The organism is Haloterrigena salifodinae, from assembly GCF_003977755.1.
Lineage (GTDB): Archaea > Halobacteriota > Halobacteria > Halobacteriales > Natrialbaceae > Haloterrigena > Haloterrigena salifodinae.
In genome coordinates, this window is record NZ_RQWN01000003.1 from 548,010 (window position 1) to 569,645 (window position 21,636).

Below are 21,636 nucleotides of genomic sequence, written 5' to 3' on the forward strand. Positions count from 1 at the left end.
AAACGGTTCGCGGGCGGTCCGCTGCGGACCGAATCAGGGAGTGTCGACGGTCGTTACGCCGTTGACTTCGATTCGATCTCGGGCAGTACCTCGTCGCTTTCGGTCGCCTCGGCGCTGCGCATCGACAGGACGACGACGAGCAGGTAGAGCGCACCGAGGGCTCGCGCCGCCGGCTCGATCCACGGCTTCAACTCGAGGTCGTCCGTGTTCTCGTAGACGACGCGCTGGCTGAGTTCGATAACCGGCTGCGGGAGCAGTACCAAGACGGCGCCGGCCAGCCCGAGCAGTGCGCTGCCGGCCGTCGTTCCCTCCCGACCGCGGACCAGCAACCAGACGAACAGGAGCCCCTCGAGGCGCGCACCCCACAGTGCCTGCGGGCGTAGCTTCGCCTCGTCTGGGTTTTCCAGGCCGATCCGCTCGCACATGTCCATGACGGGTTCCGGTCTGACGATCTCGAAACAGCCGAAGCCGATCAACAGTTTCCGAAGCATCCTCGATCAACTGCTACCAGTGCCAGCGTCAAAAAACTCGAGTCGGCAACGGCTCGCCGCTTGCAGATCGGGCGCCGTCGCTACTCGAAATTTATCGGCGATAAAAAATACTTCTGTGGCGAACCTTACAGGTCGCGGGGCTGGACCGTCTTCCGGTCGTTCGCTTCGGCTCGTCGCGCAGCGTCCTCGAGAAGCTCGTCGACTTCCTCGTCGAGTGCTTCGTAGAAGTCCGAGGCGACGTTCTTGTCATCGAGCGCTTCCTTCACGGCGGCTTTGACGATAAGGTCTGCCATACGATTTACCGCTTCCGCTTTACCCAATATAAATGCTCTGGTTGAAATCCGGAATACGGGGGTTGCAGCGGTTGCTATGCCTGTTTCGACACCCGACACCACCGGAAAATATATGTCTGATGAGTCACCGGCCGCGATTCGACCCTCGTCGAGGCGGCAAATACGACTCGCGCGCGCTGTGAGTCCGCTCGCGCGCGCTTTCGTTTGATACGTGGGACCAAAACGCGTTCGAACGGGTCGACGCATTGGAGTACGTTCGCCCACGACTGGGCGTATGCGCGAACTGCTCGAGGCCGTCGCTGACGGCTCGCTTTCGCCGTCAGCGGCAGAAGCACAACTCAGAGGATACGTCACCGGCGAGGCCGGACGATTCGACGCGGCTCGAAAGCAGCGCCGCGGCATTCCGGAGGCCATCCTCGCCGAGGGGAAGTCGGCTCCACAGGTCGTCGCACTCGCGGAAACCGCCCTCGAGACGACCGGACGAGCGCTCGTGACTCGCGCCGATGACCGTCAGGTCGAGGCCCTCGAGGCGAGTCTCGAGGAGACGTTTCCCGACGCGACCCTCGAGCGCCGAGGGTCGACGGTTCGGGTGCTGGCGGCCGACTACGAGCCGCCGTCGCTCGAGGCGACGGTCGGGATCGTGACGGCGGGGACCGTCGACGGCCCCGTCGCCGACGAGGCGGAGGTCGTCTGCGCCGACGCGGGAGCGACGATCGACCGGATCGACGACATCGGCGTCGCAGCGCTGAACCGGACGCTCGATCAGGTCGATCGGCTCTGCGAGGCGGACGTCCTGATCGTCGCTGCTGGCCGGGAAGGGGCGCTTCCGACGGTGATCGCCGGCCTCGTCGATACGCCGGTCATCGCCGTCCCCGTCTCGAGCGGCTACGGCCACGGGGGCGACGGCGAGGCCGCACTCGCGGGACTGCTCCAGTCGTGTACCGTCCTCTCGGTCGTCAACATCGACGCGGGCTTCGTCGCCGGCGCCCAGGCGACGCTGATCGCTCGCGCGATCAACGGCGCCCGCGACGACGGCCGATCTAACTAACCTGCAAAAATATATCTCGATACCGGAAGGCCAAACGGTGTTTGGAGAAGGATATTTACCTATGCACTGGGTAGCTTTGCATACCGGCTCTGGCCGGTGTGACCAGTATCCAATGCCAACTTGTGACCATTGCGGCGCACACGTCTCCGAACGGTTCGCACGCGTGTTCGCCGACGAAAACGGCGAGATCCGCGCCTGCGTGAGCTGTTCGGCCAACGCCGGGATCGAACAAGCCGCCAGAGAGCGCGCGCGCGGCGCCTGATCCCACGGAGCATCGCGATCGACGACCACGCGCCCCCTGCAGCGTGACGCTTTTTACGTTCCGTTTCGATCGATCGCCCATGACCGAGGCCGACCACGTCGTCTACGTCCTCGAGTGCGCCGACGGCTCGCTCTACACCGGTTACACGACGGACTTAGAGCGGCGGGTCGCCGAACACGACGCCGGCGAGGGCGCGAAGTACACGCGCGGCCGCGCGCCTGTCGAACTGCGCTACCACGAGCGCCACGAGTCGCGGTCGGCCGCGATGTCTCGAGAGTACGAGATCAAACAGCTCTCCCGCCGGGAGAAGGAACGTCTCGTCGGCCTCGAGTGAGAGGCTAATCTCGTCTACCTCGAGAGAGACAGAGAGTCTCAGACCCGCTGCCTCGAGGGGAAAGTGGGTCCGGACGCGTCCGCGTTAGTATTCTCCCGAGACATCCCGAAAAATAGATACTATCGGCGCCCCCTTGTGAGAACGAAATGGATCTCGAAATCGTCGACGACCTCAAACAGCCGGAGTACACCGGCGAGAACCGGTGCGAGCCGTGTACGATACTGAATCTGGCTATCGCCGCCGTGGCCGGGTCGCTGATCGCGCGCAAATCCAGGCTCGGCGGCGCGCTCGCGGTCGGAGTATCGATCGCGCTCATCTACGTTCGGGGGTATCTCGTCCCCGGAACGCCGACGCTGACCAAGCGGTACCTCCCGTCGGAAGTGCTCCGCTGGTTCGGCAAGGAACCCGAACCGGAGATCGCCAGCGGGCTCGGCGCCGTCGACGGTACCGCGGGGACTGCGACCGACCGATCTGACTCGCTGTCGTCCGACTCGGACGCCCGCTCCGGCAAGGACAACACGGACGTCGCGGAGACCGCCGCAAACGCCAGCACCACCGACGACGACCAGTCCGCCGAGTCGAGCGCGGCCGCCGACGAATCGACCGCCGAAGCGGACGCGGTCGACTCCGCTGACGAACCCGTCGCCAACCTCGAGACGTACTTCCTCGACCACGAGGTCCTAGAGCCCTGCGCTGAGGAGGACGACCTCTGTCTCACCGACGCGTTCGAGTCCGCCTGGCTCGAGGCGATCGAGACCGTCGAGGAGTCGGGCCTCGAGGTCGCGGCCGCCGTCGACGCGTTCGGGTTCGACGCCGACGCCGACTCCGACGAGTTCGAACTCGACGTCCGCGAGGACGTCCGCGTCCTGCGATCCGAGCGGGGGATCGCCGGCCGCTGGCCGTCCCAGGCCGCGCTGCTCGCCGACGTCGGCGCCAGCCGCGCGCTCGCCGAGTGGACCGACGACTGGGAAGTTCACGACCCCGAGCTGAAGGGTCAGATCCTCAACGGGCTCCGGATGTTTCTCGAGACGTGCCCGACCGGCGGCGAGATCAGCATGAGCGAGGAAACGGTCGAGTCCTGCTGTACCTCACACGAGGTCTTCGCCGTGACTTGCGACGAGACCGGCGAGCGGCTGTTCGAACAGCGACTCGACGCTGTCGACGTCTGAAGGGGGCGTCGCGTCGTCCCTCGCGGGGTCGTCTTCAGTCTCAGTCGTCGCCCGCCGCGGACTGTGCCGACGTGACGCTGGGGTCGATGAAGGCGTACTCGACGAGGTTTCGACCGAGTTTTTCCACCCGATCCTGCAGGCTGGGATCGCGGAACCGGCGGCCGTCGATGGCCTCGGGATCGGCCTCGAACTTCCCCGAGGCGTTTCGGAGGCCGACCTGGTGGGGGAGGACCCACCCGTGGACGCCTCGAACCGTAATGCGGAGGTGATCGAGCGTCGAGCCGTAGCTGCCGCCGCCGGCGGTCGCCAGCAGGCCGACGGTCGTCTCCTCGTACTCATCGAACCCGCAGTAGTCGTGGAAGTTCTTCAGCGCCCCCGAGTAGGAGCCGTGGTAGACCGGCGTTCCGAGCGCGACGGCGTCGGCCTCGCGGACGAGTCGCGTCGCGGCCGCGGCGTCGCCCTGGTCCTCGAGGTCGCGGTCGGGGTCGTACACGGGCAGGTCCCGTTCTCGGAGGTCGAGCAGCGTCGTCTCGGCGCCCGCGTCGGCGGCGGCCCGTAACGCGTACTGCAGCGCAGTTCGAGTGTAGCTCTCGTCCCGGAGACTGCCGCTGACGGCGACGACGGAGGGCGTCTGGCTCATATCGTCCCTACGATCGGCGGCGGGAAAACAGCAGTGCCGGAACCACCAGCCGCGAGTCGGTCCGATTGCGCCGGGGCCGGTCGTCCGCCCCGACCGCGTCCGCGGAATGGCGTCGCTTTTTTCGCCGCCGACGTAGACGCACGCATATGGAGTCGATCAGCTTCGGCACCGACGGCTGGCGGGCGACGCTCGACGAGTTCACGACGCCGCGGGTCCGGATGGTCGGACAGGCGGTCGCAACGTATCTGACCGACGAGGGTCTCGAGGGGACGGTCGCGGTCGGATACGACGCCCGTGAGAGTTCCCGCGGATTCGCCGAAGAACTGGCGCGCGTGCTGTGTGTCAACGGATTCGACGTCGTGATGCCCGAGCGCGACCGGCCGACGCCGCTGGTTGCCCACGCCATCGTCGAGCGCGATCTGATCGGCGGGTTCGCCATCACCGCCTCGCACAACCCGCCGGAGTACAACGGCGTGAAGTTCATTCCGCAGGACGGCGCGCCGGCGCTCCCCGAAGTAACCGACGCCATCGCGGAGCGACTCGCCGAACCCGAGCCGCTCCCGGGGGCCGAGCACGGAACCGTCGAGGAGGTCGATCTCGTTACGCCCCACGCCGACGCCGCCCTCGAGCTCGTCGAATCGGTCACGGGCAGTACCGACCTCTCGGGGCAGACCGTCGCCTACGACGCCATGCACGGCAGCGGCCGCGGGACGACCGACGCCCTCCTGGAGCGAGCCGGCGCATCGCTCGAGTGCCTGCGCTGCGAACGCGACCCCGAGTTCGGCGGCGGGGCACCCGAACCGGCTCCCGAGAACCTGGAGACGCTGATCGACCTGGTCACCGACGACGACGCCGGCCCCGACCTCGGCGTCGCCAACGACGGCGACGCCGATCGGATCGCCATCGTCACCCCTGAACGCGGTTATCTCGACGAGAACCTCTTCTTCGCCGCGCTCTACGACTACCTGCTCGAGAACGACGCGGGAGCGGTCGTCCGGACCGTCTCCACGACGTTCCTGATCGACCGCGTCGCCGAGGCCCATGACGAGACCGTCCACGAGGTGCCGGTCGGCTTCAAGTGGGTCGCCGACGCGATGGGCGAATACGACGCCCTCGTCGGCGGGGAGGAGTCAGGCGGCTTCACCGTCCGCGGCCACGTCCGCGAGAAGGACGGCGTTTTGATGGCCTTGCTCGCGGCCGCGATGCACGCCGACGAACCGCTGGACGACCGCGTCGACCGGCTCCTCTCCGAACACGGTACCGTCGTCCAGGACAAGATCAGCGTGGCCTGTCCCGACGAGGAGAAGGCCCGCGTGCTCGAGGACCTCGAGGCGGAGATTCCCGACGACGTGGCGGGAACCGCCGTCGACGGCGTCAACACCGCCGACGGCTTCAAACTCCAGCTCGCCGACGGCTCGTGGCTGCTGATCCGTCCCAGCGGAACCGAGCCCGTCCTTCGGGTCTACGCCGAGGCCGAGGACGAGCAGCGAGTCGCAGAACTGCTCGAGGCCGGCGAAGAACTGGTCGAACCGCTGGTCTGAGCGTCGCTTCGAACCGGTTCTCGATCCTCGAGCCGACGGCCGGGTTGCGACTTCCGGGCCCTTCTTTACCCGCGTCGGTCCGTTTTGTACGCCTATGAGCCAACGCGATCACGAGGACGCCACGTACATGGAACTCACGCCCGACGCGTGGCACCAAAACGACGAGGGCAACTACTACATCGACTGCCCGGAGTGTGGCTCCGCGGCGTCGCTGATGAATATCGTCAAACACGGCCGCTGTAACGGTTACATGAACCAACAGGAAGACGAGACCGAACTCGACGAGGAGGCCTTCGACTGCACGGCGAAACTTCACCTCGAACTCGGCTACCGCTCCGCTCCCGACGAGACGTTAAGCGAGGAGGCGCCCGGCGAGTCCGCCAGCGACGCCGAGACCGAAGAGGGCGTTCCGTCGTCGGAGGAGCCGGCGGGCTCGGACGGCGTGGTAAGCGGCGATCAGCAGTAAAAGTCGAACAGTTCGAGCGGTCCGCGCTCCGTTTTCCGTTCGCGACGTCGCTCAGTCGACGCGTTCCGCCGGGATGCCGGCGACCGTCGCGCCCGGTTCGACGTCGTCCGTGACGACCGATCCCGCGCCGATGGCCGCATCCTCGCCGATCGTGATATCGCCGAGCAGCGTCGCGTTCGCGCCGATTTGAACGCCGTCCTCGACGGTTGGATGGCGCTTGACCGGTTCGTTCGTATCGCCGCCGAGCGTGACGCCGTGGTACATGTGGACGTCGTCGCCGATATCGGCCGTCTGGCCGATTACGACGCCCATGCCGTGGTCGATCGTCACCCGCTTCCCGACCGTCGCGCCCGGGTGGATCTCGACGCCGGTCAGCAGTCGCACGACGTTGGACAACAGCCGCGCGGTGAGTTCGAAGCCGGCGTTCCAGAGCCGGTGGAGCAGCAGGTGCGCCCAGACGGCGTGGAGACCCGGATAACAGCAGAGGACCTCGAGTCGGCCCGTCGCCGCGGGGTCGCGGGCGGCCATCGCCTGGACGTCCTCACGAATCCGCCGAAACATCGCTCACCCGATTGTTCGCGGCCAGAGCGGTCCCAACGCGATGCTGGCGGCGCGATTTTCCGCGAAGACGCGGCCGACAGCAACACCGGCCACTGTCGCGACGAGGATACTCCCTGTCGGTACGCCCGGTGTGGCCGGCAAATACCATATCTGGGCATACCGGCGAGGGAGCCTAAAAGGGTTCGTTTCCCCGCAGCCGGGTCCGACCGGCGCTCCATTACTTCCCGCGGGCGAGTCGCTGACCGATCCGTTCGGGGAGCCCCGACTCCGTGACGGCCGCCTGCACGGCCTCGATATCGTACTCGAGGCGGTGGGTCTCGACGGTCAGCGCGTCGAGGTCGACGACGGCGTAGCCCGCCCGCGGGTCGCCGTCGCGGGGCTGGCCGACGCTGCCCGGGTTGACGACGATCCCCTCCGCGAACTTCTCGACGCCCTGGACGTGGGTGTGGCCGAGCACGAGGACGTCCTCGTCGCCGAGCAGCCGCGGCGAGAACTCGTCCGGATACGTATAGCGGGTGTATCGGTCAGGATCGTCCGGGTGACCGTGGACGAGTTTCACCCGCCCGTCGCACTCGAGGCGCTCGGCAGGCAGGGACTCGAGCCACGCCAACTGGTCGTCGCCGAGGCGCTTCTTCGCGTGTTCGACGCCCGCCTTTGCCATCCCGTTGAAGCGAAACGGGGTGGTCGCGGCGACCGCAGCATCGTGGTTGCCCATCACCGTCGGCACGTCCCGCTCGCGGAGTTCGTCGACGCACTCTGCGGGCCACGGGTTGTAGCCGACCACGTCGCCGGCACAGAGCAGTTCGTCGACGGGGGGCATATCCTCGAGGACGGCCTCGAGGGCGACCCGGTTGCTGTGGACGTCCGAGATGAGTCCGACTTCCATGCTCGAAGCTAACCGGCGCGAGGGATTTGTAGGTTGGCCGAGCGCTCTGCGGTTGCCGGACGATCCTTGTTCCAACGAGAGTGGTCTCCTTTGTGCGGTGGCGCACGCTGGCGCCCGTCCGAGTGCTCTCGAGGACGGGTGCCGACACCGTGCGAGGTTTTCGCGAGTAGCACGAGCGAATGGCTTGGAAGATGTGAAGCGTCTTCCGGTGGATGAGCGAACGACTGTCAGGAGTGAGCGAATCGGTTGGGGAGGGAGTGGCTATTCCTCACTGCCACGATAGCAGAACGCTACCGATCGACGCCGCTGCTTCCAGCTTCGATAACCAGTTCGCGTAGTGCCTCCACAACACCAGATCCAAACGAATCGATTCGGGGTCTCGAGGAACTGATCAGTCGCCGTTCTCGATCGCCGTCTCGAAGCCGTCGTCGGTCCGGACGACGCCAGCCGCACAGACCGCGTGTTCGAACTCGAGGTCGTACGCTTCGCTCGCCGCTTCGGCCGCGCTCTCGGCCTCGAAGTCGATCGGCTCGGGAGCGTTCTTCTCGTAGGTCGCGACCAGCGTCGGCTCGTCGACGGTCTCGACAAGCAGCGCGTCCTTCCGAACCGTGCCGATCAGCGCCTCGCCGCCGTCGCCGATCGTCGCCGCGATGCGGGGCGTGTCGTAGTCGTCCTTTTCGTAGTCCAGCGCGAGCAGGCTCTCCGCGAGGGCGTCGCGGGCGGGGTAGCCCAACTCGAGTTTCTCCGCGATCGGATCGACGTGCGAGCCGTTGCCGAAGGCCGCCGTCTCGCCCGTCGGCGTCTCGACGACGCGCAGGCAGTTGTACGAGACGTAGGGATTGTCCGTCTCGGGGGCGTCCTCGGTGGGGCCCACGGTCAGGGCCTCGTCTCGAGCGGTGAGCTTGCGGTTCGGGAACGATCTCGAGGAGACGCGGTAGGCGCCACCCTCGGGGCCGACGACGACGAATCGTCCGACGTACATACTCGAGCGTGCGCGCGACCGGGAAAAAGGAATACCGGTTTGGCTCGAGGCGCTGCGAGAGGCCGTCGAGCGCCTCGGTGAGTCGCCGACGAAAGCACACAGTACGAGGAGTTGGGATTGACGCCGGCAGCCGCGACGATTATGGACGTCTTGGGCTGCTGAAACGCGGCGAAAGAGCAGGTGTGGTTGGAGACGTTCGATCTGTGTGCGACCGGTGACCACCCCGTCCAGCCGAAACCGGACTGGGTCGAGATCCCTGATGACGGAGCGTGGGAGGAACTCACGGGCCAACAGCGCTGGTACTACAAGAACCGAAAAGCGCAAATCGAGCGAAAAGATCGCCGTCGGGCAGAAATCCGAAAGTAGCTCTACACGTACAAGGAACGACACTGCGAGTGCGACCGGTGTGGTGAAGGGAGACCACCGTGCTTGGATTTCCACCATCCGGGTGAGAAGGAACACGGAATCGCGACGATGGTGGTCAACGGCCACTCGAAAGTCAGTATTCGCGAGGAGATCGAACGTTGCGTCGTCCTCTGTGCGAACTGCCACCGCGTCGAACATGCCGATCCGCCGTCGTGAAAATCGCGGTAAGGGATCGGAATGGACTGAGACGCGTTCTCATATCGAACCCGGTCGAGTTCGTAACACTCTAATATGAACCCCGACTACAAATGGGTACGTCGTCGGTAATCGAGACCGGCGAAACATGTATAGTCCATTAGGGTAGTGGCCAATCCTGAAGCCTTCTGGGGGCTTCGACGCTGGTTCGAATCCAGCATGGACTACTCCTTCCGGTCTTTCGACTCGAGTACCTTCCTCGGTTACTGCTATCGATTTCCACCCGAAACAAGGGGGTCCGACGAGTACCTTCCGTCACCAGAAGCCCTATCTCATCGTCCATGCTAGTGGTCGAATATGAACCGACGGACGTTCCTCGCCGTCAGCGGGACGACGACGGTGGGCGTAGTTGCGGGCTGTCTCAGTAACAATAGCGATGCGACCGCGGCCAACGAATTCGACTACGAACTGTACTCCACGCCCAGCGGCGTCGACGTTCCGCTCGTTCCCGTCGACGACGCCTACAAGTGGTACAAAAACGACGAGGCGCGATTCGTAGATGCGCGCGGTCGGTCTCAGTACGACGAAATGCGAATCGAAAGCGCCGTCTTCTCGCCGGCAAAGGCGGCGGGCGATATCGATGACGATCCAGTCGAGGAATGGTCGAAAGACACCCGGATCGTCACCTACTGTGCGTGTCCACACCACCTGTCGTCCCAGCGCGCCGCCTCACTGATCGATTCGGGATACGAACACACGTACGCGATCGACGAGGGACTCCGCGGGTGGAGAGACCGCGGCTACCCGCTCGAGGGGCCGAACGTCGACGCCGAATGGAAACTGTACGAGATCGACGGGACGACTGATTCCGAGTACGCAGGGCAGATGGTCGCTCTCAATCAAATCGATGCGAACCGCAGCGAAGTGGCGCCGATTCAAGATGACGGCTCGTACACGCTCCAGCTCCACTTCGCGGGGTCGACGGACTCGCAGTTCAGCGTCGAGGCGCCCGACTACACCGTCAAGGGAACCCTCGAGGAACTGACGAACGGAACCGTCTCCGGGTAAGTTACGATTCAGGCCGTTCGTACGCCCCCTCGCGCTCGAGTTCGCCCCGCGCTCGAAGCACGTCCGGCGTCCGACAGATGCCGGGGGCACCCGTGACCTGCGGCACGGTACAGTTGTTACAGCTCTCACAGAGAACGCGCGTCCGTTCGTTCTTGTTGCCGCCAGTCCCGCTCTCGAGCAGCCGCGCCCCAAGCCGCGGTTCGGCGTAGAAGGGCCGGGCCATGCCGACCATATCGCAGACTGGTGTGTCAGGGTTGTCACTCTCGTTGTTCACACTTCCCAGTAGCTGGTCCATCTCTTCGCGCTCGCGAATCCCCCCCTCCGCCAGTACGGGGATCGACACCCGCTCGCGAACGCGCCGACAGAACTCTTCGTTCCACGTCGGCTCGAAGTCGTACTGTAGCGACTGAATTCGGTTGGCCAGCGAGACGAGTCGCTTTCGCGTCGCGCCGCCGAACGCGGCGTCGTACTCCGCTTGTAACCCCTCATTGGTCCACGCCCGCTCCGGATACGCCCCGCGGACGATGCTCATGTCCCAGACGACCGACGTCTGAACCGGCACGACCGCGTCGTAGCCGATTTTCTCGAGTCGACGGGCGATCTCGATGCCGTCCTCGAGTGACAGCTTCCGGCGAACGACGGGCGCGGGCGGGGTGGGCGTCTCCGCGGGGACTTTGGTCATCAGCGGGACGTCGCCGGCCCGCTCGCGGATCTCGTCGTGGACGACGGCGAGGAACTCGAGTCGCGCCTCCGGACTCCCCCCGAACTCGTCGTCCCGTTGGTTGTAAAAGGGCGACAGGAACTGCTGGACGATGCCCATGTTGGCCCCCGCAAGGTGAATACCGTCGTAGCCGGCGTCGACCGCAGACGCCGCCGCTCGTCCGAAATCGGCTGCCAGGTCGTACACCTCGTCGGTCGAGAGGACGTGCGGGTCGTAGGAGAGAAACCCGAGTCGGTCGAGCAGCCGCAGCTGCCACGGCGGTCGCGAGACCGCGAGTTGCTCGAGGTCAGGATGCTCTCGGCGGTACTCGGCGTGCCAGGTCTCCATGCTCCGGAGGCCGCCGTGTTCGAGTTGCACGAAGATCCGGCTCCCGTGATCGTGGATCCGCTCCGTGAGTCGGGACAGTCGCTTCACGAAGTCGGGATCGTGGACGCGGGTCATCCCCGGCGCGGCGCAGCCGCCGTCGCCGCGGACGATCGTCGCGCCCTGACAGATCAGGCCGACGCCCGACTCGGCGGCCGGCTCGAGGTCGTCGATCAGGACGTCGACTGCGTCGGGCCCGTTGCCCGCACACTCGAGCAGCGGCGCGCGGTAGAGCCGGTTGGGGATCGTGACACCGCCGATCTCGATGGGGTCCTCGAGGGTGGCCATATAGGGCGTATCAGGGGGCCCTACAAGAGCGTAGCGCCGATCGAGACGCGGTGGTGTCGGTCCCGAACGGTCGAGGGGCACCGGTTCGACGGCGATGGGGTTCGGCAGACAAACACGGACGCGAACGCCTATTGTATGTCTGGTGTTATCATAGAACAGTGGTGGTGATGTCCGTCGAAAACGAGCCAGTTACGGAGCAACCCATCTATTCGCGGTGTAGAACCGAGATGAAGTTCCGGGGCGCGGGGAGCACGACGACCATTCCGATCGTCGGACAGGAGATCGAGTTCCGGCAGTACAGCTGTCCCGAGTGCGGGCAGGGGACCCGGTTCGAGCAGCACGGTTCCGACGAGGAGTGGTCGCGGCCCACGCTCTGATCGGCCGCGGAACGGCCCGAACCGCCGTCGAGCCGAGGGATCGATCGTCTAACGCGCGCCGCGACGTTCTTTCGTGGTGTCCGGAATCGCCGAGGCGATAGCGCGTCGCCGGAAGAGCGAACGGATCGCTATCGGCGTTCGGATCTGGTGGGCCGGTTCCATCGGAAGCGGCGGATGCACCTGCCGATCTCGTCACGGCGGCTGGATCACCGCTCGGCCCTCGATCTCGTTGTGCTCGAGCCGTTCGGCGACCGTGTTGATGTCCGAGAGATCGTGGCGTTGGGTTCGCAGTTCGACGTCGCCGCGGTCGACGAGCGCGACGAGCTCCTGGAGTTCGGCGTACTTGCCGACCAGCGTCCCACGGAACGAGAACTCGCCGTCGACGAGCGCCTGGCTGGGTTCGTGGATGTGGCCGCCGTAGCCGACGATGTGGTGGTCGCCGCCGGCGGCGACGACGTCGGCTGCGAGCCCGGTCGTCTCGTCGCTTCCGACGAAGTCGATTACCTGTCGGGCGCCCTCGTCGTCGGTCAGGTCCCCGATCGCGTCCGCGAGGTCTTCCTCGGCGGAGTTGACGGTGTGACGGGCGCCCAGTTCTTCGGCCAGCTCGAGGGCCTCGTCTTTGATGTCGGCAGCGACGATGTCGGCGGCGCTCATCGCCTCGAGACACTGGAGGCCGATGTGGCCGAGGCCGCCGACGCCGACGACGACGCAGGTGTCGCCGGGGTTCAGTTCGTCGACGGCCTTCTTGACTGCGTGATAGGCCGTGATCCCCGCGTCGGCGTGGGGGGCGATCTCGGTCGGATCGACGCTGTCAGGCAGCGGGATCACCGCGCGCTCGTTGGTCTGCAGGTACTCCGCGAAGCCGCCGTCGGTGGTGAGCCCGTTGAACGCGCTGTTCTCGCAGTACATGTCCTCGCCGAGCCGGCAGGGGCGACAGATGCCACAGGTCTGGACGGGATGACAGATCACCGGGTCGCCCTCCTCGACCAGCGTCACCTCCTCGCCCGTCTCGGCGACGACGCCGGCGTTCTCGTGGCCCAGCGTCATCGGTAGGTCCTGGGGCGCGTAGTCTTCCCACATCCCTTCGATGATGTGGTTGTCCGTCTGGCACCACCCCGCGCCCTCGACCTCGACCAGTACCTGATCCGATCGCTCGAGGTCGGGGCGGTCGATCTCCTCGATCCGCAGCGCCTCGCTCATCTCGTCGGTGTACTCGTGGAGTCTGGCTGCCTGCATGGAATCGCGTCACAGTTCACCGCCATTCGTGATAACATTCCCCACCAATATCGGCTTGTGTGAATATTCAGATATTGATATTATCTTCAGAGTACGCTCATTTAGGCCGAGAAAACTGGTGTGAATGCGTAACTCAGTCGTGTCTGAAAAAGAGTAATGTGGAATGGTAACGACATACACTGTGGCATGTATCAGCACAACGGGGAGGAGATCTTCGTCATCGACGCGCACGTCCACCTGTGGGACGCCACGACGGAGAACATCGATCACGACGGTGGGGAAGAGTTCATCCAGTGCTTCTACGACTACCACACGACGTTCACACCGGAGGAGCGGGAGTGGAGCATGGAGGAGTACCGAAAGTACGGCCCCGACCGGATGGTCGAGGACCTGTTCGGCAACGCCGCCGCGGACATGGCGATCTTCCAGCCGACGTACCTCTCGGACTTCTATGTCGAGGGGTTCAACACTACCGAACAGAACGCCGAGCTCGCGACCGAGTATCCCGAACGATTCGTGCTCAACGGCTCCTTCGATCCGCGTGACGGCGACGAGGGACTCGAGTACCTCGAGGACCTCCACGAGACGTACGACATTCCGGGGGTCAAGCTCTACACCGCCGAGTGGCGCGGCGAGTCGAAGGGGTGGCGCCTCGACGACGAGGAAGCCTTCGAGTTCCTGGAGAAGTGTTCGGAACTGGGGATCGAGAACATCCACGCCCACAAGGGGCCGACCATCCGGCCGCTGAACCGCGACGCCTTCGACGTGGCGGACGTCGACGACGCAGCCTCGTCGTTCCCCGAACTCAACTTCATCGTCGAGCACGTCGGACTCCCCCGCCTCGATGACTTCTGCTGGATCGCCGCTCAGGAGAACAACGTCTACGGCGGACTGGCGGTCGCCGCGCCGTTCGCCCAGAACAGGCCGGGCAAGTTCTCCGAAATCATGTCCGAACTCCTCTGGTGGCTCGGCGAGGATCGCATCCTGTTCGGCTCGGACTACGCGCTGTGGAATCCCGACTGGCTCGTCGAGGAAGTCCTCGAGGCCGAACTCACGCAGGAACACCGCATGGAGTATGGCGTCGAGTGGGACCTCGAGACGAAGAAGAAGGTCATGGGCGAGAACGCCGCCGAACTCTACGACGTCGACATCGAGGAGAAGCGCCGTCAGTTCCAAGACGACGAGATCAGTCTGGAGTTCGATCTCGGGGACCACTACGCCAGCGAGGAACCCGCGGCGGCCGACGACTGATGACCGGGACCGAATCCGACGGTTCGATGTCCGCGCCCTCGCGGACGGCCGTCCGCGACCGACTGGACCGCGTCACCGATCCAGAACTCGACCGCTCGATCATCGAACTCGAGTACGTCGATCGGATCGAGATTGACGGCGACCGCGTCGCGGTCGAATTCACGCTCCCGACGGCGTGGTGTTCGCCCGCCTTCGCCTGGATGATGGCCGTCGACGCCCGCGACGAAGTCGAGTCGCTCTCAGCGGTCGAGGCGGCCCGGATCACGCTCCGCGAACACATGCACGAAGCGGAGATCAACCGCGGCGTCAACGAGGAACTCTCGTTCGCCGAGGCATTTCCGGACGCCGACGGCGACGTCGCGGCGGTCCGCGCGGAACTCGACGAGAAGGCTCGGGTGGCTCGCCAGTACGACGCGGTCGAAACGCTGCTCGAGGCCGGACTCGACGCCGAGGCGATCGTTGCCCTCCGCCCCCGCGACCTCAAGCGGCCCGAAGCGGACGGAGACGATGCCGCGGTTGGCGCGACCGCCGACGCGACCGAGGCGGTCGCCGTCTACGTCCGCGACCGCTCGTTCGCGGTCAGCGTTCCCGCGGAACCGATCGAACGCTACCTCGAGAAAGCCCGCGAGACCGACCTCGTCTCGGGGCCGGACGACGTGTTGTTCCGGACGCCCGAGGGCGAGCCGATCGACGCCAACTCGTTCGACCTCGTCCACCAGCGGGGCCGGCTGGCGCAGGTCAACATGTCGAGTCAGGGCGGTATCTGCGACGGCCTCCGGGAGGCGAGAGAGGAACGGCTCGAGGAACCCGCGGACGACTGAAGTGCCGCCGAGCGCGATTTCCGCTCTCGCCCGATACCGACTATTTCTCGACCTCGAGCAAAGCCACCCGCTCCCGAACCAGCGCCGACAGCGAGGCGTTGGTCGCCGCCCGTTCGGCGTCGGTGATCTCGAAGAACGACTGGAGCGTCTCCTCGTCGGGCTCCTCGAGGGTCGGCTCGGTCGCGACGACGGCTGCGAGGTCGGCGACGGCCGCGAGGGCAGCCGTTTCGTCGGCGTCGCCGTCGTCGCGAACCCCTTCGTTTCCGGTGGAATCCTTGTCAACGAGGACCACGGTCCTGGTCTCGCCCTCGTTAACGCCCATCTCGAGGGCGCGGTCGATCTGGCGGCGGCCGGCGGCGTACAGCAGGATCTCGACGGCCCGATCACGGGCGACGTTCTCGCCGCGGGCGATGGCCCGATCGGCCAGGCCGACGGCCTGCTCGAGGTGGGCACGATCGGCGACGTAGCGGGCGTCGAAGGCCTGAATCGTTACGTCGTGGCGGTCGCCGATCGAACCGAGGTCGGCGACGAATGCGTCGAGGTCGTCGATCGAGAGGGTGCATTCTAGGAGCTCCATCAGAAATCACCCAGGCTGGACTGGCTGTCGTCCGATTCGGTTTGTGCCGCCGCCGCTTTATCGCCGCTGGTCGAGTCCTCGGTGTCCGCACCGTCTACATCGATTCCGGCCGGCTCGACGCCGTCCATCGAGGGGTCCTCGCGGCCGGCGTTCTCGAGGATGTTCTCGGCCGTCTTTTCGCCCTTGAGCACGCTCAGCACGACGCCTTTATCGGCGCTTCGGAGGTCCGCGGGTTCCTCGATACCCGCATCGTAGAGCCGGCGAGCGCGCTTGCGACCCACCCCGCCGACGCTGACGAGTTCGAGCAGTTCCTCGCCGACGCCGTGTTCGACGCGGGCGCGGGCCTCGCGGACGGCGACGGTCCACTCGCTGTCGATTTCGGCGGCCAGCGACTCGGCCGCGCCGAGCAGCCACTCGGCGGTATCGACCTTCCCGCGGAGGTCGCCGGGGCCGATCTTGTACCGGTCCGTGATCGTCACCTCGTCCGTCTCGTCGGCCCAGTCCTCGAGCAGCTTGCCCGTCTTCAGTGCAGCCAGCCAGTCCTCGAAGCGGTCCTCCTCGTACTCGCTGGGGGCGTCTCCGAGCAGTTCGGCCTCACGCTCGTAGAAGAGCTCGCCGAACTGCTCGTCCTCGCCCGAGCGCAGGTAGAGCTCGTACATGTCCGGCGTCCGCGAGACCAGCTGGTAGAGGCCGAGCGCGGTCGGACGCTCGTCGGCCCGCTCTAAGCCGTGGACGATCTCGGCGGCGCTCATCGGATCGAGGTAGAGCCACGAGACGGTGTGACCGAGGCTGGTGGCCTCGAGGGTCTCCTCGCGTTTCGCGGCCTGCTGTTCGGCGAGGTCGGCGGCGGAGGTGAACGGGCCATCGTCTTCGCCACTGTCTTCGGCCTCGTCGTCTCGGCTCCGTTCGATGAAATCGTTCCGCTCGAGGTAGGCCAGCACGTCGTCGGTCACCGACTCGAGCCGGCCCGCCTCGCTCGACTGGCTCGCGTAGAGAGTGGCCTCGAGGAACTCGAGCAGTCCACCGCGCGTGCGGGCGAAGCCGGAGGCGACGGTCGCGAGCACGTGGGTCCGGAGGGCGGGTTCGGCCGCCAGCTTCGAGCGGACCGGCTCCGGGTCGGCCCAGATGTACCGGTCGAACAGCTCCTCGCTCTCGTCGTGGCTCTTCGCGAGCAGGACGGCCTCGCCGTAGGGGTCGAGGCCCGGCCGCCCCGCGCGGCCCATCATCTGGTGGACCTCGAGGACGTCCAGCGGGGCCATCCCGCCCGCGCTGGGGTCGAAGCGCCGCCAGTCGCGGACGATGACCCGCCGGGCGGGCGTGTTCACGCCGGCGGCGAGCGTCGGCGTCGCCGAGATCACCTTCAGCAGGCGGTCGCGGAAGGCGTCCTCGACGAGCGAGCGCTGGGTGCTCGAGAGCCCGGCGTGGTGGAAGGCCGCGCCGCGCTCGACGCAGTCGGCCAGGTCCGCGCTGGTCTCGGTGTCGCTATCGTCCCGAATGTCGTCGGCGAGTTCGGCCAGTTCGACGCGTTCGTCCTCGGTGATTTCGTGACTCGAAACCTGTCCGAGTCGCTTGGCGGCGCCCTCGGCGTTGCGCCGGGAGTTGACAAAGACGAGCGACGACCCTCCTTCCTGGAGGATGTCGCGAACGAGCGCGGCCTCCTGCTTCTCCGATCCCTCGACGGGAACCTCGCGGGTCGAGCCGTCGTCGAAGTTCAGGGCGTTGCCGTAGTGGACGCCCATCTGGAGGTCGATCGGCCGCCAGTCGGTATCCACGAGGGCGGCGTCGAGCCAGTCGGCGATTTCGTCGGCGTTGCCGACGGTCGCCGAGAGGGCGACGACCTGCATCCCCGGGTTCAACCGGCGGAGTTTCGCGAGGGTGACCTCGAGCGTCGGCCCTCGATTGCGGTCGTCGATAAGGTGGACCTCGTCGCTGACGACGCAGGTCAGATCGGAGAGCCAGTCGGCGCCGTTGCGCACGAGCGAGTCGACCTTCTCGCTGGTGGCGACGATGATGTCCTTCGTCGCCAGCCAGTCGTCGGTGCTCTCGTAGTTGCCGGTCGTGACGCCGACGGTAGCGCCGAACTCCTCGTAGGCCTCGAACTCCTCTTTCTTCTCGCTGGCGAGGGCTCGCAGGGGGACGATGTAGAGCGCCTTCCCGCCGCGCTGGATCGCCGACAGCATCGAGAGCGCAGCGATCATCGTCTTCCCGCTGGCGGTCGGGACGGCCGCGACGAGGTTCTCCCCGTCGGTCGCGCCGGCTTCGACCGCCTCGGCCTGGGGCGGGTAGAGCTCCTCGATTCCCTCCCCCCGGAAGTGGTCGGTCGCGCCGGGCGGGAGCCCCGTCAGCTCCTCGAGATTCATTGTCCGTCCTTGGCGCGTCCCGCGGTTTAAAGTATCGTCTCAGCACTGCTGCTCGCGAGGGGGAGTTGTCTTGGCACCGTTCCTCGCGAGGCGTGTTCCTCGAGGGAGCCGGCGTCACACTGTCGTCCGATTTCTATCCGCTACCCTAACCGTTTAGGACGGCGTGAAGGTCTTCGACGTATGGCCGAACAGCTAACGGACGTCCAGCAGGCGATCGCGACGTCGTCGTCGCCGGCCACGGAGTTCCGGCGGCTGTCCCGAAGGCGGCAGCGGGAAGTGTTCTTCCTCCTTCCGGAGACGATCCAGCAGTCGCTCGTCGAGGACATGGACTCCGACCAGTTGCGGGAGTTCGTCCGGCGACTCGACCCCGACGAAGTGACGGATATCCTCGCATTGGTGGACGACGACACCCGATCCGCCGTGCTCCGTCGACTCGACGAGGACCGTCGGGAGCGCGTTGAGTACCTCCTCGGCTTCAGTTCCGAGAGCGCCGCCGGCCTGATGCACCTCGACTACGTCACCGTCGACGTCGACCGCGGCCTCGACGCCATCGCGGACCGTGTCCAGCGCCACGAGGCCCGGACCGGCCGGATACCGACCATCTTCGTCACCGACGACGGACAACTCGTGGGCGAACTGCCCGGACAGGTGCTGGCGATGGCCGACGACGGACCGGTGGAACTCAGCGAGCACGTCCTCGAGACGCCAGCGGTCGCGTACGACGCGGCCGACGAGGAGGTGCTCGACGTGTTCCGGGAGCATCCCGAGAGTTCCGTGGCCGTCCTGGACGACGACGGCTCCGTCATGGGTGTCATCTACGCGGAGGACCTCCTTCGGATCGTCGAGGAGGAGGCGACCGAGACGCTCTACGAGTTTACAGGCGTTCAGGAAGAGGAGAGCATCCTCGACGGCCCGCTCTCGAAGGTTCGATACCGGTACAAGTGGCTGATCATCAACCTCGGGACGGCGTTCCTGGCGGCCGGCGCGGTCGGCTTCTTCGAGGACACGATCGCGGCGTTCACGCTGCTGGCGGTGTACATGCCGGTCGTCGCCGGAATGGGCGGGAACGCCGGCACGCAGTCGATGGCCGTGACCGTCCGCGGCATCGCCCTCGATCAGATCACCCTGTCGACCGGGGGTCGAGCCGTCGTCAACGAGATCATCGCCGGCGCCGCGAACGGCCTCATCACGGGCGTCCTCGTCGCCGTCATCGCGTCGGTGTTCAATCAGAGCCCCCTCCTAGGCCTCGTGCTCGGCGTGTCGATGGTGTTGAACCTCGTCATCGCCGGCTTCTTCGGGACGATCATCCCGCTGCTCCTCGACAAGATCGGCAAGGACCCGGCGACGTCGGCGACGATCTTCATCACGACGATGACCGACGTCCTCGGCTTCTTCATCTTCCTCGGACTGGCGCAGGCCGTCCTCTAAGGCGGTTCCACCGCCGTTTCGACGGCTGCGCTTTTCACACTCTCGGCGACTCGAGTACCTCGCAAGCGACTCGAACGTCTCGAGCGACCCGAGGACGGTAACCGACCGTCGACCGTCGACCGTCGAGTCGCCAATCGTCGTCCCGATCGGTCGGCGACGATACCGGCGATAGACCGATGGCCGTGGCGACCGAACCCGTCCCCATGGTCGATCCCGACCGCGTCCTCGTCCCGACGCTCGGCCGTCCGCGGGAGGACGAGGCGCTGGCCTACGCCCTCGAAACGTTTCCCGACGCCGCGATCACCCTGCTGGCGGTCGTAACCCCCCTGGACGCGCCGCTCAGCGAGGGCGGCGTCCTGGAGCGAAGCGAGGACCGCTCGTCGCAGGCGCGATCCAGCGCGGCCGACCTGCTCGAGTCGGTCGCCGAACCGACCGTGACGGCGCGGGTTCGAGTCGAGGCGGTCGAGGGGCGGCCCGGAACGATCATCCCGCAGTATGCGAGCGACGCGGACATCGATCACGTCGTCATGTACGGCCACGGGACCGACACGCGCGGTTTCGTCCGGCGGTTTCTCGGCCGCGGCGTCGCCACGACCGTCGTCGAACGGACCTCGCGTCCGGTGACGGTCCTCGAGTGAGACGCCGGTTCTCGAACGGGATTACCCGCCGATGACGGCCGTGAGCAGGCGGTAGAGCCCGTAGCCGACCGCGGTCGAACTCCCGAGCGTCAGCAGCCAGAAGGTGATCGTGACGCCGATCTTCCGCCGCGAAACGCCGGCCGAGCCGCCGGCCAGCCCGCCGCCGATGACCCCCGAAAGGACGATGTTGTTCAGCGAGATCGGAATCCCGAGCGCGATCGCCAGCTGCGCGACGATAAAGCCGGGCACGAGCGCGGCGATCGAGCGCCGGACCCCGAGCTGGGCATATTCCCGCGAGGTCGCCTGTAGCAGGCGCGGCGCGGCCATCCAGGCGCCCGCGAGGATGCCGGTCGCGCCGAGCGCCAGCAGGACGATTCCCGGCAGGCCGAGTTCCGTCCGAAAGAGGTTCTCGAGCGGTCCGGTCGCGAGGCCGACCTGCGAGCCACCCGAGGAGAAGGCAACGATGCCGCCGAGGACGAGCAGGAACGAGCGGATGCCGTCCTCGACGGAGTCGCGAACCCGTTCGCGGACCCAGTAGAACGCGAGGACGCCGACCCCGATCGTCACGAGGACGGTACCGAGGTCGAACTCGCCGGCGAGCGCCGGGCCGCCGCCGAACCGACGAGCGACGAATCCGGCGAGGGTTCCCTGCTCGGCGGTCGGATCGGGAATTACCCCGAGCCGGACGTTCGCGACGATGGCGCCGACGATGCCGGCCAGCAGCGGGACCCCGACCGTCTCGGGGACGTCGTCGCGCCGCAGGACCGTCGCCGTCGCGTACGCCAGTCCGCCGGACATGATCGGAACCAGCGCCCAGAAGATCCCGAGTCGGCGGTAGGTCGCCACGGCCGGATCGCCGCCCAGCGAGAGGCCGACGCCGACCATCGCGCCCGTCGTCGCGAACGCGGCCGGGATCGGATACCGCGTGTAGATCCCGATCGCCATGAACGTCGCTGCCGTCAGCAGGCCGGCGGTGGCCGCCAGCGGCGTGATCGCGACGCCGTCGATGAGTTCCGCGCCGACCGTCTCGGAGATGCTTCCACCCTGCATGAGCGCTCCCGCGGCCGCGAGCAGCCCGATCACGAACGCGGCCTGCATCGTCGAGATCGCGTTCGCGCCGATCGCGGGCGCGAAGGGCGGCGAGTTGCTGTTGGCCCCGAGCACCCACGACATGAACAGACAGGTGACGATCGCGGTCCCGACGAGTACGGTAGACGACAGTGCGACCATTTCGTCTCGTACCGCGTCGTTCCACGACCCGCTGGAAAAGCGTT

The 21,636-nt window shown here is 66.4% G+C and carries 24 protein-coding genes and 1 tRNA gene; 14 read left to right on the top strand and 11 right to left on the bottom strand.

Annotation, left to right across the window (positions count from 1 at the left end; genetic code table 11):
• Positions 1-53: 53 nt before the first annotated feature.
• Both EH209_RS17210 and EH209_RS17215 read right to left on the bottom strand, forming a co-directional pair.
• Positions 54-491, bottom strand: a complete 438-nt coding sequence (locus EH209_RS17210; protein WP_126664077.1) for a hypothetical protein — start codon at positions 489-491, stop codon at positions 54-56.
• Between the two features lie 125 nt (positions 492-616).
• Positions 617-784 carry a DUF1931 family protein gene (locus EH209_RS17215; RefSeq protein ID WP_005578700.1) on the bottom strand — a complete coding sequence of 56 codons (168 nt, stop codon included), beginning with the start codon at positions 782-784 and terminating at the stop codon, positions 617-619.
• 274 nt (positions 785-1,058) lie between these two features.
• Here EH209_RS17215 and larB point away from each other — a divergent pair, with 274 nt between their 5' ends.
• From larB to EH209_RS17230, 4 genes are all read left to right on the top strand, one after another.
• On the top strand, positions 1,059-1,832 hold the full coding sequence (gene larB / locus EH209_RS17220) for a nickel pincer cofactor biosynthesis protein LarB (RefSeq protein WP_126664078.1): 774 nt from the start codon (positions 1,059-1,061) through the stop codon (positions 1,830-1,832).
• A 112-nt stretch (positions 1,833-1,944) separates the two neighbouring features.
• Entirely contained in the window at positions 1,945-2,094 is a 150-nt protein-coding gene (locus tag EH209_RS24185; RefSeq protein WP_008893295.1) for a DUF7563 family protein, read from the top strand.
• 79 nt (positions 2,095-2,173) lie between these two features.
• Positions 2,174-2,428: a GIY-YIG nuclease family protein gene (locus tag EH209_RS17225; RefSeq protein WP_126664079.1), complete on the top strand. Its 255-nt coding sequence runs from the start codon at positions 2,174-2,176 to the stop codon at positions 2,426-2,428.
• Between the two features lie 146 nt (positions 2,429-2,574).
• Positions 2,575-3,597, top strand: coding sequence for a hypothetical protein (locus tag EH209_RS17230; RefSeq protein ID WP_126664080.1), 1,023 nt, complete (start codon positions 2,575-2,577; stop codon positions 3,595-3,597).
• Positions 3,598-3,637: 40 nt separating this feature from the next.
• On the opposite strand, the gene EH209_RS17235 is transcribed toward EH209_RS17230, so the two are convergent.
• Positions 3,638-4,237, bottom strand: coding sequence for an NADPH-dependent FMN reductase (locus EH209_RS17235; RefSeq protein WP_126664081.1), 600 nt, complete (start codon positions 4,235-4,237; stop codon positions 3,638-3,640).
• Between the two features lie 146 nt (positions 4,238-4,383).
• On the opposite strand from EH209_RS17235, the gene EH209_RS17240 reads away from it, so the two are divergent.
• Both EH209_RS17240 and EH209_RS17245 read left to right on the top strand, forming a co-directional pair.
• Positions 4,384-5,778, top strand: a complete 1,395-nt coding sequence (locus EH209_RS17240; RefSeq protein ID WP_126664082.1) for a phosphoglucomutase/phosphomannomutase family protein — start codon at positions 4,384-4,386, stop codon at positions 5,776-5,778.
• A gap of 94 nt (positions 5,779-5,872) precedes the next feature.
• On the top strand, positions 5,873-6,244 hold the full coding sequence (locus EH209_RS17245) for a hypothetical protein (protein WP_126664083.1): 372 nt from the start codon (positions 5,873-5,875) through the stop codon (positions 6,242-6,244).
• A 51-nt stretch (positions 6,245-6,295) separates the two neighbouring features.
• Here EH209_RS17245 and cysE read toward each other — a convergent pair whose 3' ends face one another.
• The 3 genes from cysE to EH209_RS17260 all read right to left on the bottom strand — a co-directional run bounded on the left by cysE (position 6,296) and on the right by EH209_RS17260 (position 8,673).
• Positions 6,296-6,805 (bottom strand): serine O-acetyltransferase, encoded by a 510-nt coding sequence (gene cysE, locus EH209_RS17250; RefSeq protein WP_126664084.1) that lies wholly within the window; start codon positions 6,803-6,805, stop codon positions 6,296-6,298.
• A gap of 217 nt (positions 6,806-7,022) precedes the next feature.
• Positions 7,023-7,691 (bottom strand): metallophosphoesterase family protein, encoded by a 669-nt coding sequence (locus EH209_RS17255; RefSeq protein WP_126664085.1) that lies wholly within the window; start codon positions 7,689-7,691, stop codon positions 7,023-7,025.
• A 391-nt stretch (positions 7,692-8,082) separates the two neighbouring features.
• Positions 8,083-8,673: an IMP cyclohydrolase gene (locus EH209_RS17260; RefSeq protein WP_126664086.1), complete on the bottom strand. Its 591-nt coding sequence runs from the start codon at positions 8,671-8,673 to the stop codon at positions 8,083-8,085.
• Between the two features lie 429 nt (positions 8,674-9,102).
• Here EH209_RS17260 and EH209_RS24685 point away from each other — a divergent pair, with 429 nt between their 5' ends.
• The 3 genes from EH209_RS24685 (at position 9,103) to EH209_RS17275 (ending at position 10,302) form a co-directional block, all read left to right on the top strand.
• Positions 9,103-9,255, top strand: coding sequence for a hypothetical protein (locus tag EH209_RS24685; protein ID WP_249038827.1), 153 nt, complete (start codon positions 9,103-9,105; stop codon positions 9,253-9,255).
• Positions 9,256-9,388: 133 nt separating this feature from the next.
• Positions 9,389-9,461 (top strand) — tRNA-Gln (locus EH209_RS17270).
• A 130-nt stretch (positions 9,462-9,591) separates the two neighbouring features.
• Positions 9,592-10,302 (top strand): rhodanese-like domain-containing protein, encoded by a 711-nt coding sequence (locus EH209_RS17275; RefSeq protein WP_126664087.1) that lies wholly within the window; start codon positions 9,592-9,594, stop codon positions 10,300-10,302.
• A 1-nt stretch (position 10,303) separates the two neighbouring features.
• Here EH209_RS17275 and EH209_RS17280 read toward each other — a convergent pair whose 3' ends face one another.
• The gene (locus tag EH209_RS17280; RefSeq protein ID WP_126664088.1) at positions 10,304-11,674 is read right to left on the bottom strand and encodes an oxidoreductase; all 1,371 of its coding nucleotides are present in this window, start codon (positions 11,672-11,674) and stop codon (positions 10,304-10,306) included.
• Between the two features lie 227 nt (positions 11,675-11,901).
• Here EH209_RS17280 and EH209_RS17285 point away from each other — a divergent pair, with 227 nt between their 5' ends.
• Complete coding sequence (locus tag EH209_RS17285) at positions 11,902-12,051, top strand: hypothetical protein (protein WP_249038828.1); 150 nt, start codon at positions 11,902-11,904, stop codon at positions 12,049-12,051.
• A gap of 192 nt (positions 12,052-12,243) precedes the next feature.
• Here EH209_RS17285 and EH209_RS17290 read toward each other — a convergent pair whose 3' ends face one another.
• Positions 12,244-13,287 (bottom strand): NAD(P)-dependent alcohol dehydrogenase, encoded by a 1,044-nt coding sequence (locus EH209_RS17290; protein WP_126664090.1) that lies wholly within the window; start codon positions 13,285-13,287, stop codon positions 12,244-12,246.
• Between the two features lie 186 nt (positions 13,288-13,473).
• Between EH209_RS17290 and EH209_RS17295 the strand changes: the two genes are divergently transcribed.
• Both EH209_RS17295 and EH209_RS17300 read left to right on the top strand, forming a co-directional pair.
• Entirely contained in the window at positions 13,474-14,538 is a 1,065-nt protein-coding gene (locus EH209_RS17295) for an amidohydrolase family protein (RefSeq protein WP_126664091.1), read from the top strand.
• Complete coding sequence (locus EH209_RS17300) at positions 14,538-15,359, top strand: iron-sulfur cluster assembly protein (RefSeq protein WP_126664092.1); 822 nt, start codon at positions 14,538-14,540, stop codon at positions 15,357-15,359. The genes EH209_RS17295 and EH209_RS17300 overlap by 1 nt, the downstream gene beginning before the upstream one ends.
• 40 nt (positions 15,360-15,399) lie before the next feature.
• Here the strand turns inward: EH209_RS17300 and cgi121 are convergent, their stop codons facing one another.
• Together cgi121 and EH209_RS17310 are read right to left on the bottom strand one after the other, a co-directional pair.
• Entirely contained in the window at positions 15,400-15,936 is a 537-nt protein-coding gene (gene cgi121 / locus EH209_RS17305) for a KEOPS complex subunit Cgi121 (protein ID WP_126664093.1), read from the bottom strand.
• Complete coding sequence (locus EH209_RS17310; RefSeq protein WP_126664094.1) at positions 15,936-18,296, bottom strand: ATP-dependent DNA helicase; 2,361 nt, start codon at positions 18,294-18,296, stop codon at positions 15,936-15,938. Before EH209_RS17310 ends, cgi121 begins: the two co-directional genes overlap by 1 nt.
• A 180-nt stretch (positions 18,297-18,476) precedes the next feature.
• Between EH209_RS17310 and EH209_RS17315 the strand changes: the two genes are divergently transcribed.
• Both EH209_RS17315 and EH209_RS17320 read left to right on the top strand, forming a co-directional pair.
• Positions 18,477-19,724, top strand: a complete 1,248-nt coding sequence (locus EH209_RS17315) for a magnesium transporter (protein WP_126664095.1) — start codon at positions 18,477-18,479, stop codon at positions 19,722-19,724.
• A gap of 176 nt (positions 19,725-19,900) precedes the next feature.
• Complete coding sequence (locus tag EH209_RS17320; protein WP_394343705.1) at positions 19,901-20,362, top strand: universal stress protein; 462 nt, start codon at positions 19,901-19,903, stop codon at positions 20,360-20,362.
• Between the two features lie 21 nt (positions 20,363-20,383).
• Here the strand turns inward: EH209_RS17320 and EH209_RS17325 are convergent, their stop codons facing one another.
• The gene (locus tag EH209_RS17325; RefSeq protein WP_126664096.1) at positions 20,384-21,592 is read right to left on the bottom strand and encodes an inorganic phosphate transporter; all 1,209 of its coding nucleotides are present in this window, start codon (positions 21,590-21,592) and stop codon (positions 20,384-20,386) included.
• Between the last annotated feature and the right edge of the window lie 44 nt (positions 21,593-21,636).

What these genes read in the sequence shown, in the direction of transcription:
- EH209_RS17210 (WP_126664077.1), bottom strand. Translation starts at nt 491, where the DNA reads ATGCTTCGGAAACTGTTGATCGGCTTCGGCTGTTTCGAGATCGTCAGA.
- EH209_RS17215 (WP_005578700.1), bottom strand. Translation starts at nt 784, where the DNA reads ATGGCAGACCTTATCGTCAAAGCCGCCGTGAAGGAAGCGCTCGATGAC.
- larB (WP_126664078.1), top strand. Translation starts at nt 1,059, where the DNA reads ATGCGCGAACTGCTCGAGGCCGTCGCTGACGGCTCGCTTTCGCCGTCA.
- EH209_RS24185 (WP_008893295.1), top strand. Translation starts at nt 1,945, where the DNA reads ATGCCAACTTGTGACCATTGCGGCGCACACGTCTCCGAACGGTTCGCA.
- EH209_RS17225 (WP_126664079.1), top strand. Translation starts at nt 2,174, where the DNA reads ATGACCGAGGCCGACCACGTCGTCTACGTCCTCGAGTGCGCCGACGGC.
- EH209_RS17230 (WP_126664080.1), top strand. Translation starts at nt 2,575, where the DNA reads ATGGATCTCGAAATCGTCGACGACCTCAAACAGCCGGAGTACACCGGC.
- EH209_RS17235 (WP_126664081.1), bottom strand. Translation starts at nt 4,237, where the DNA reads ATGAGCCAGACGCCCTCCGTCGTCGCCGTCAGCGGCAGTCTCCGGGAC.
- EH209_RS17240 (WP_126664082.1), top strand. Translation starts at nt 4,384, where the DNA reads ATGGAGTCGATCAGCTTCGGCACCGACGGCTGGCGGGCGACGCTCGAC.
- EH209_RS17245 (WP_126664083.1), top strand. Translation starts at nt 5,873, where the DNA reads ATGAGCCAACGCGATCACGAGGACGCCACGTACATGGAACTCACGCCC.
- cysE (WP_126664084.1), bottom strand. Translation starts at nt 6,805, where the DNA reads ATGTTTCGGCGGATTCGTGAGGACGTCCAGGCGATGGCCGCCCGCGAC.
- EH209_RS17255 (WP_126664085.1), bottom strand. Translation starts at nt 7,691, where the DNA reads ATGGAAGTCGGACTCATCTCGGACGTCCACAGCAACCGGGTCGCCCTC.
- EH209_RS17260 (WP_126664086.1), bottom strand. Translation starts at nt 8,673, where the DNA reads ATGTACGTCGGACGATTCGTCGTCGTCGGCCCCGAGGGTGGCGCCTAC.
- EH209_RS17275 (WP_126664087.1), top strand. Translation starts at nt 9,592, where the DNA reads ATGAACCGACGGACGTTCCTCGCCGTCAGCGGGACGACGACGGTGGGC.
- EH209_RS17280 (WP_126664088.1), bottom strand. Translation starts at nt 11,674, where the DNA reads ATGGCCACCCTCGAGGACCCCATCGAGATCGGCGGTGTCACGATCCCC.
- EH209_RS17285 (WP_249038828.1), top strand. Translation starts at nt 11,902, where the DNA reads ATGAAGTTCCGGGGCGCGGGGAGCACGACGACCATTCCGATCGTCGGA.
- EH209_RS17290 (WP_126664090.1), bottom strand. Translation starts at nt 13,287, where the DNA reads ATGCAGGCAGCCAGACTCCACGAGTACACCGACGAGATGAGCGAGGCG.
- EH209_RS17295 (WP_126664091.1), top strand. Translation starts at nt 13,474, where the DNA reads ATGTATCAGCACAACGGGGAGGAGATCTTCGTCATCGACGCGCACGTC.
- EH209_RS17300 (WP_126664092.1), top strand. Translation starts at nt 14,538, where the DNA reads ATGACCGGGACCGAATCCGACGGTTCGATGTCCGCGCCCTCGCGGACG.
- cgi121 (WP_126664093.1), bottom strand. Translation starts at nt 15,936, where the DNA reads ATGGAGCTCCTAGAATGCACCCTCTCGATCGACGACCTCGACGCATTC.
- EH209_RS17310 (WP_126664094.1), bottom strand. Translation starts at nt 18,296, where the DNA reads ATGAATCTCGAGGAGCTGACGGGGCTCCCGCCCGGCGCGACCGACCAC.
- EH209_RS17315 (WP_126664095.1), top strand. Translation starts at nt 18,477, where the DNA reads ATGGCCGAACAGCTAACGGACGTCCAGCAGGCGATCGCGACGTCGTCG.
- EH209_RS17320 (WP_394343705.1), top strand. Translation starts at nt 19,901, where the DNA reads ATGGCCGTGGCGACCGAACCCGTCCCCATGGTCGATCCCGACCGCGTC.
- EH209_RS17325 (WP_126664096.1), bottom strand. Translation starts at nt 21,592, where the DNA reads ATGGTCGCACTGTCGTCTACCGTACTCGTCGGGACCGCGATCGTCACC.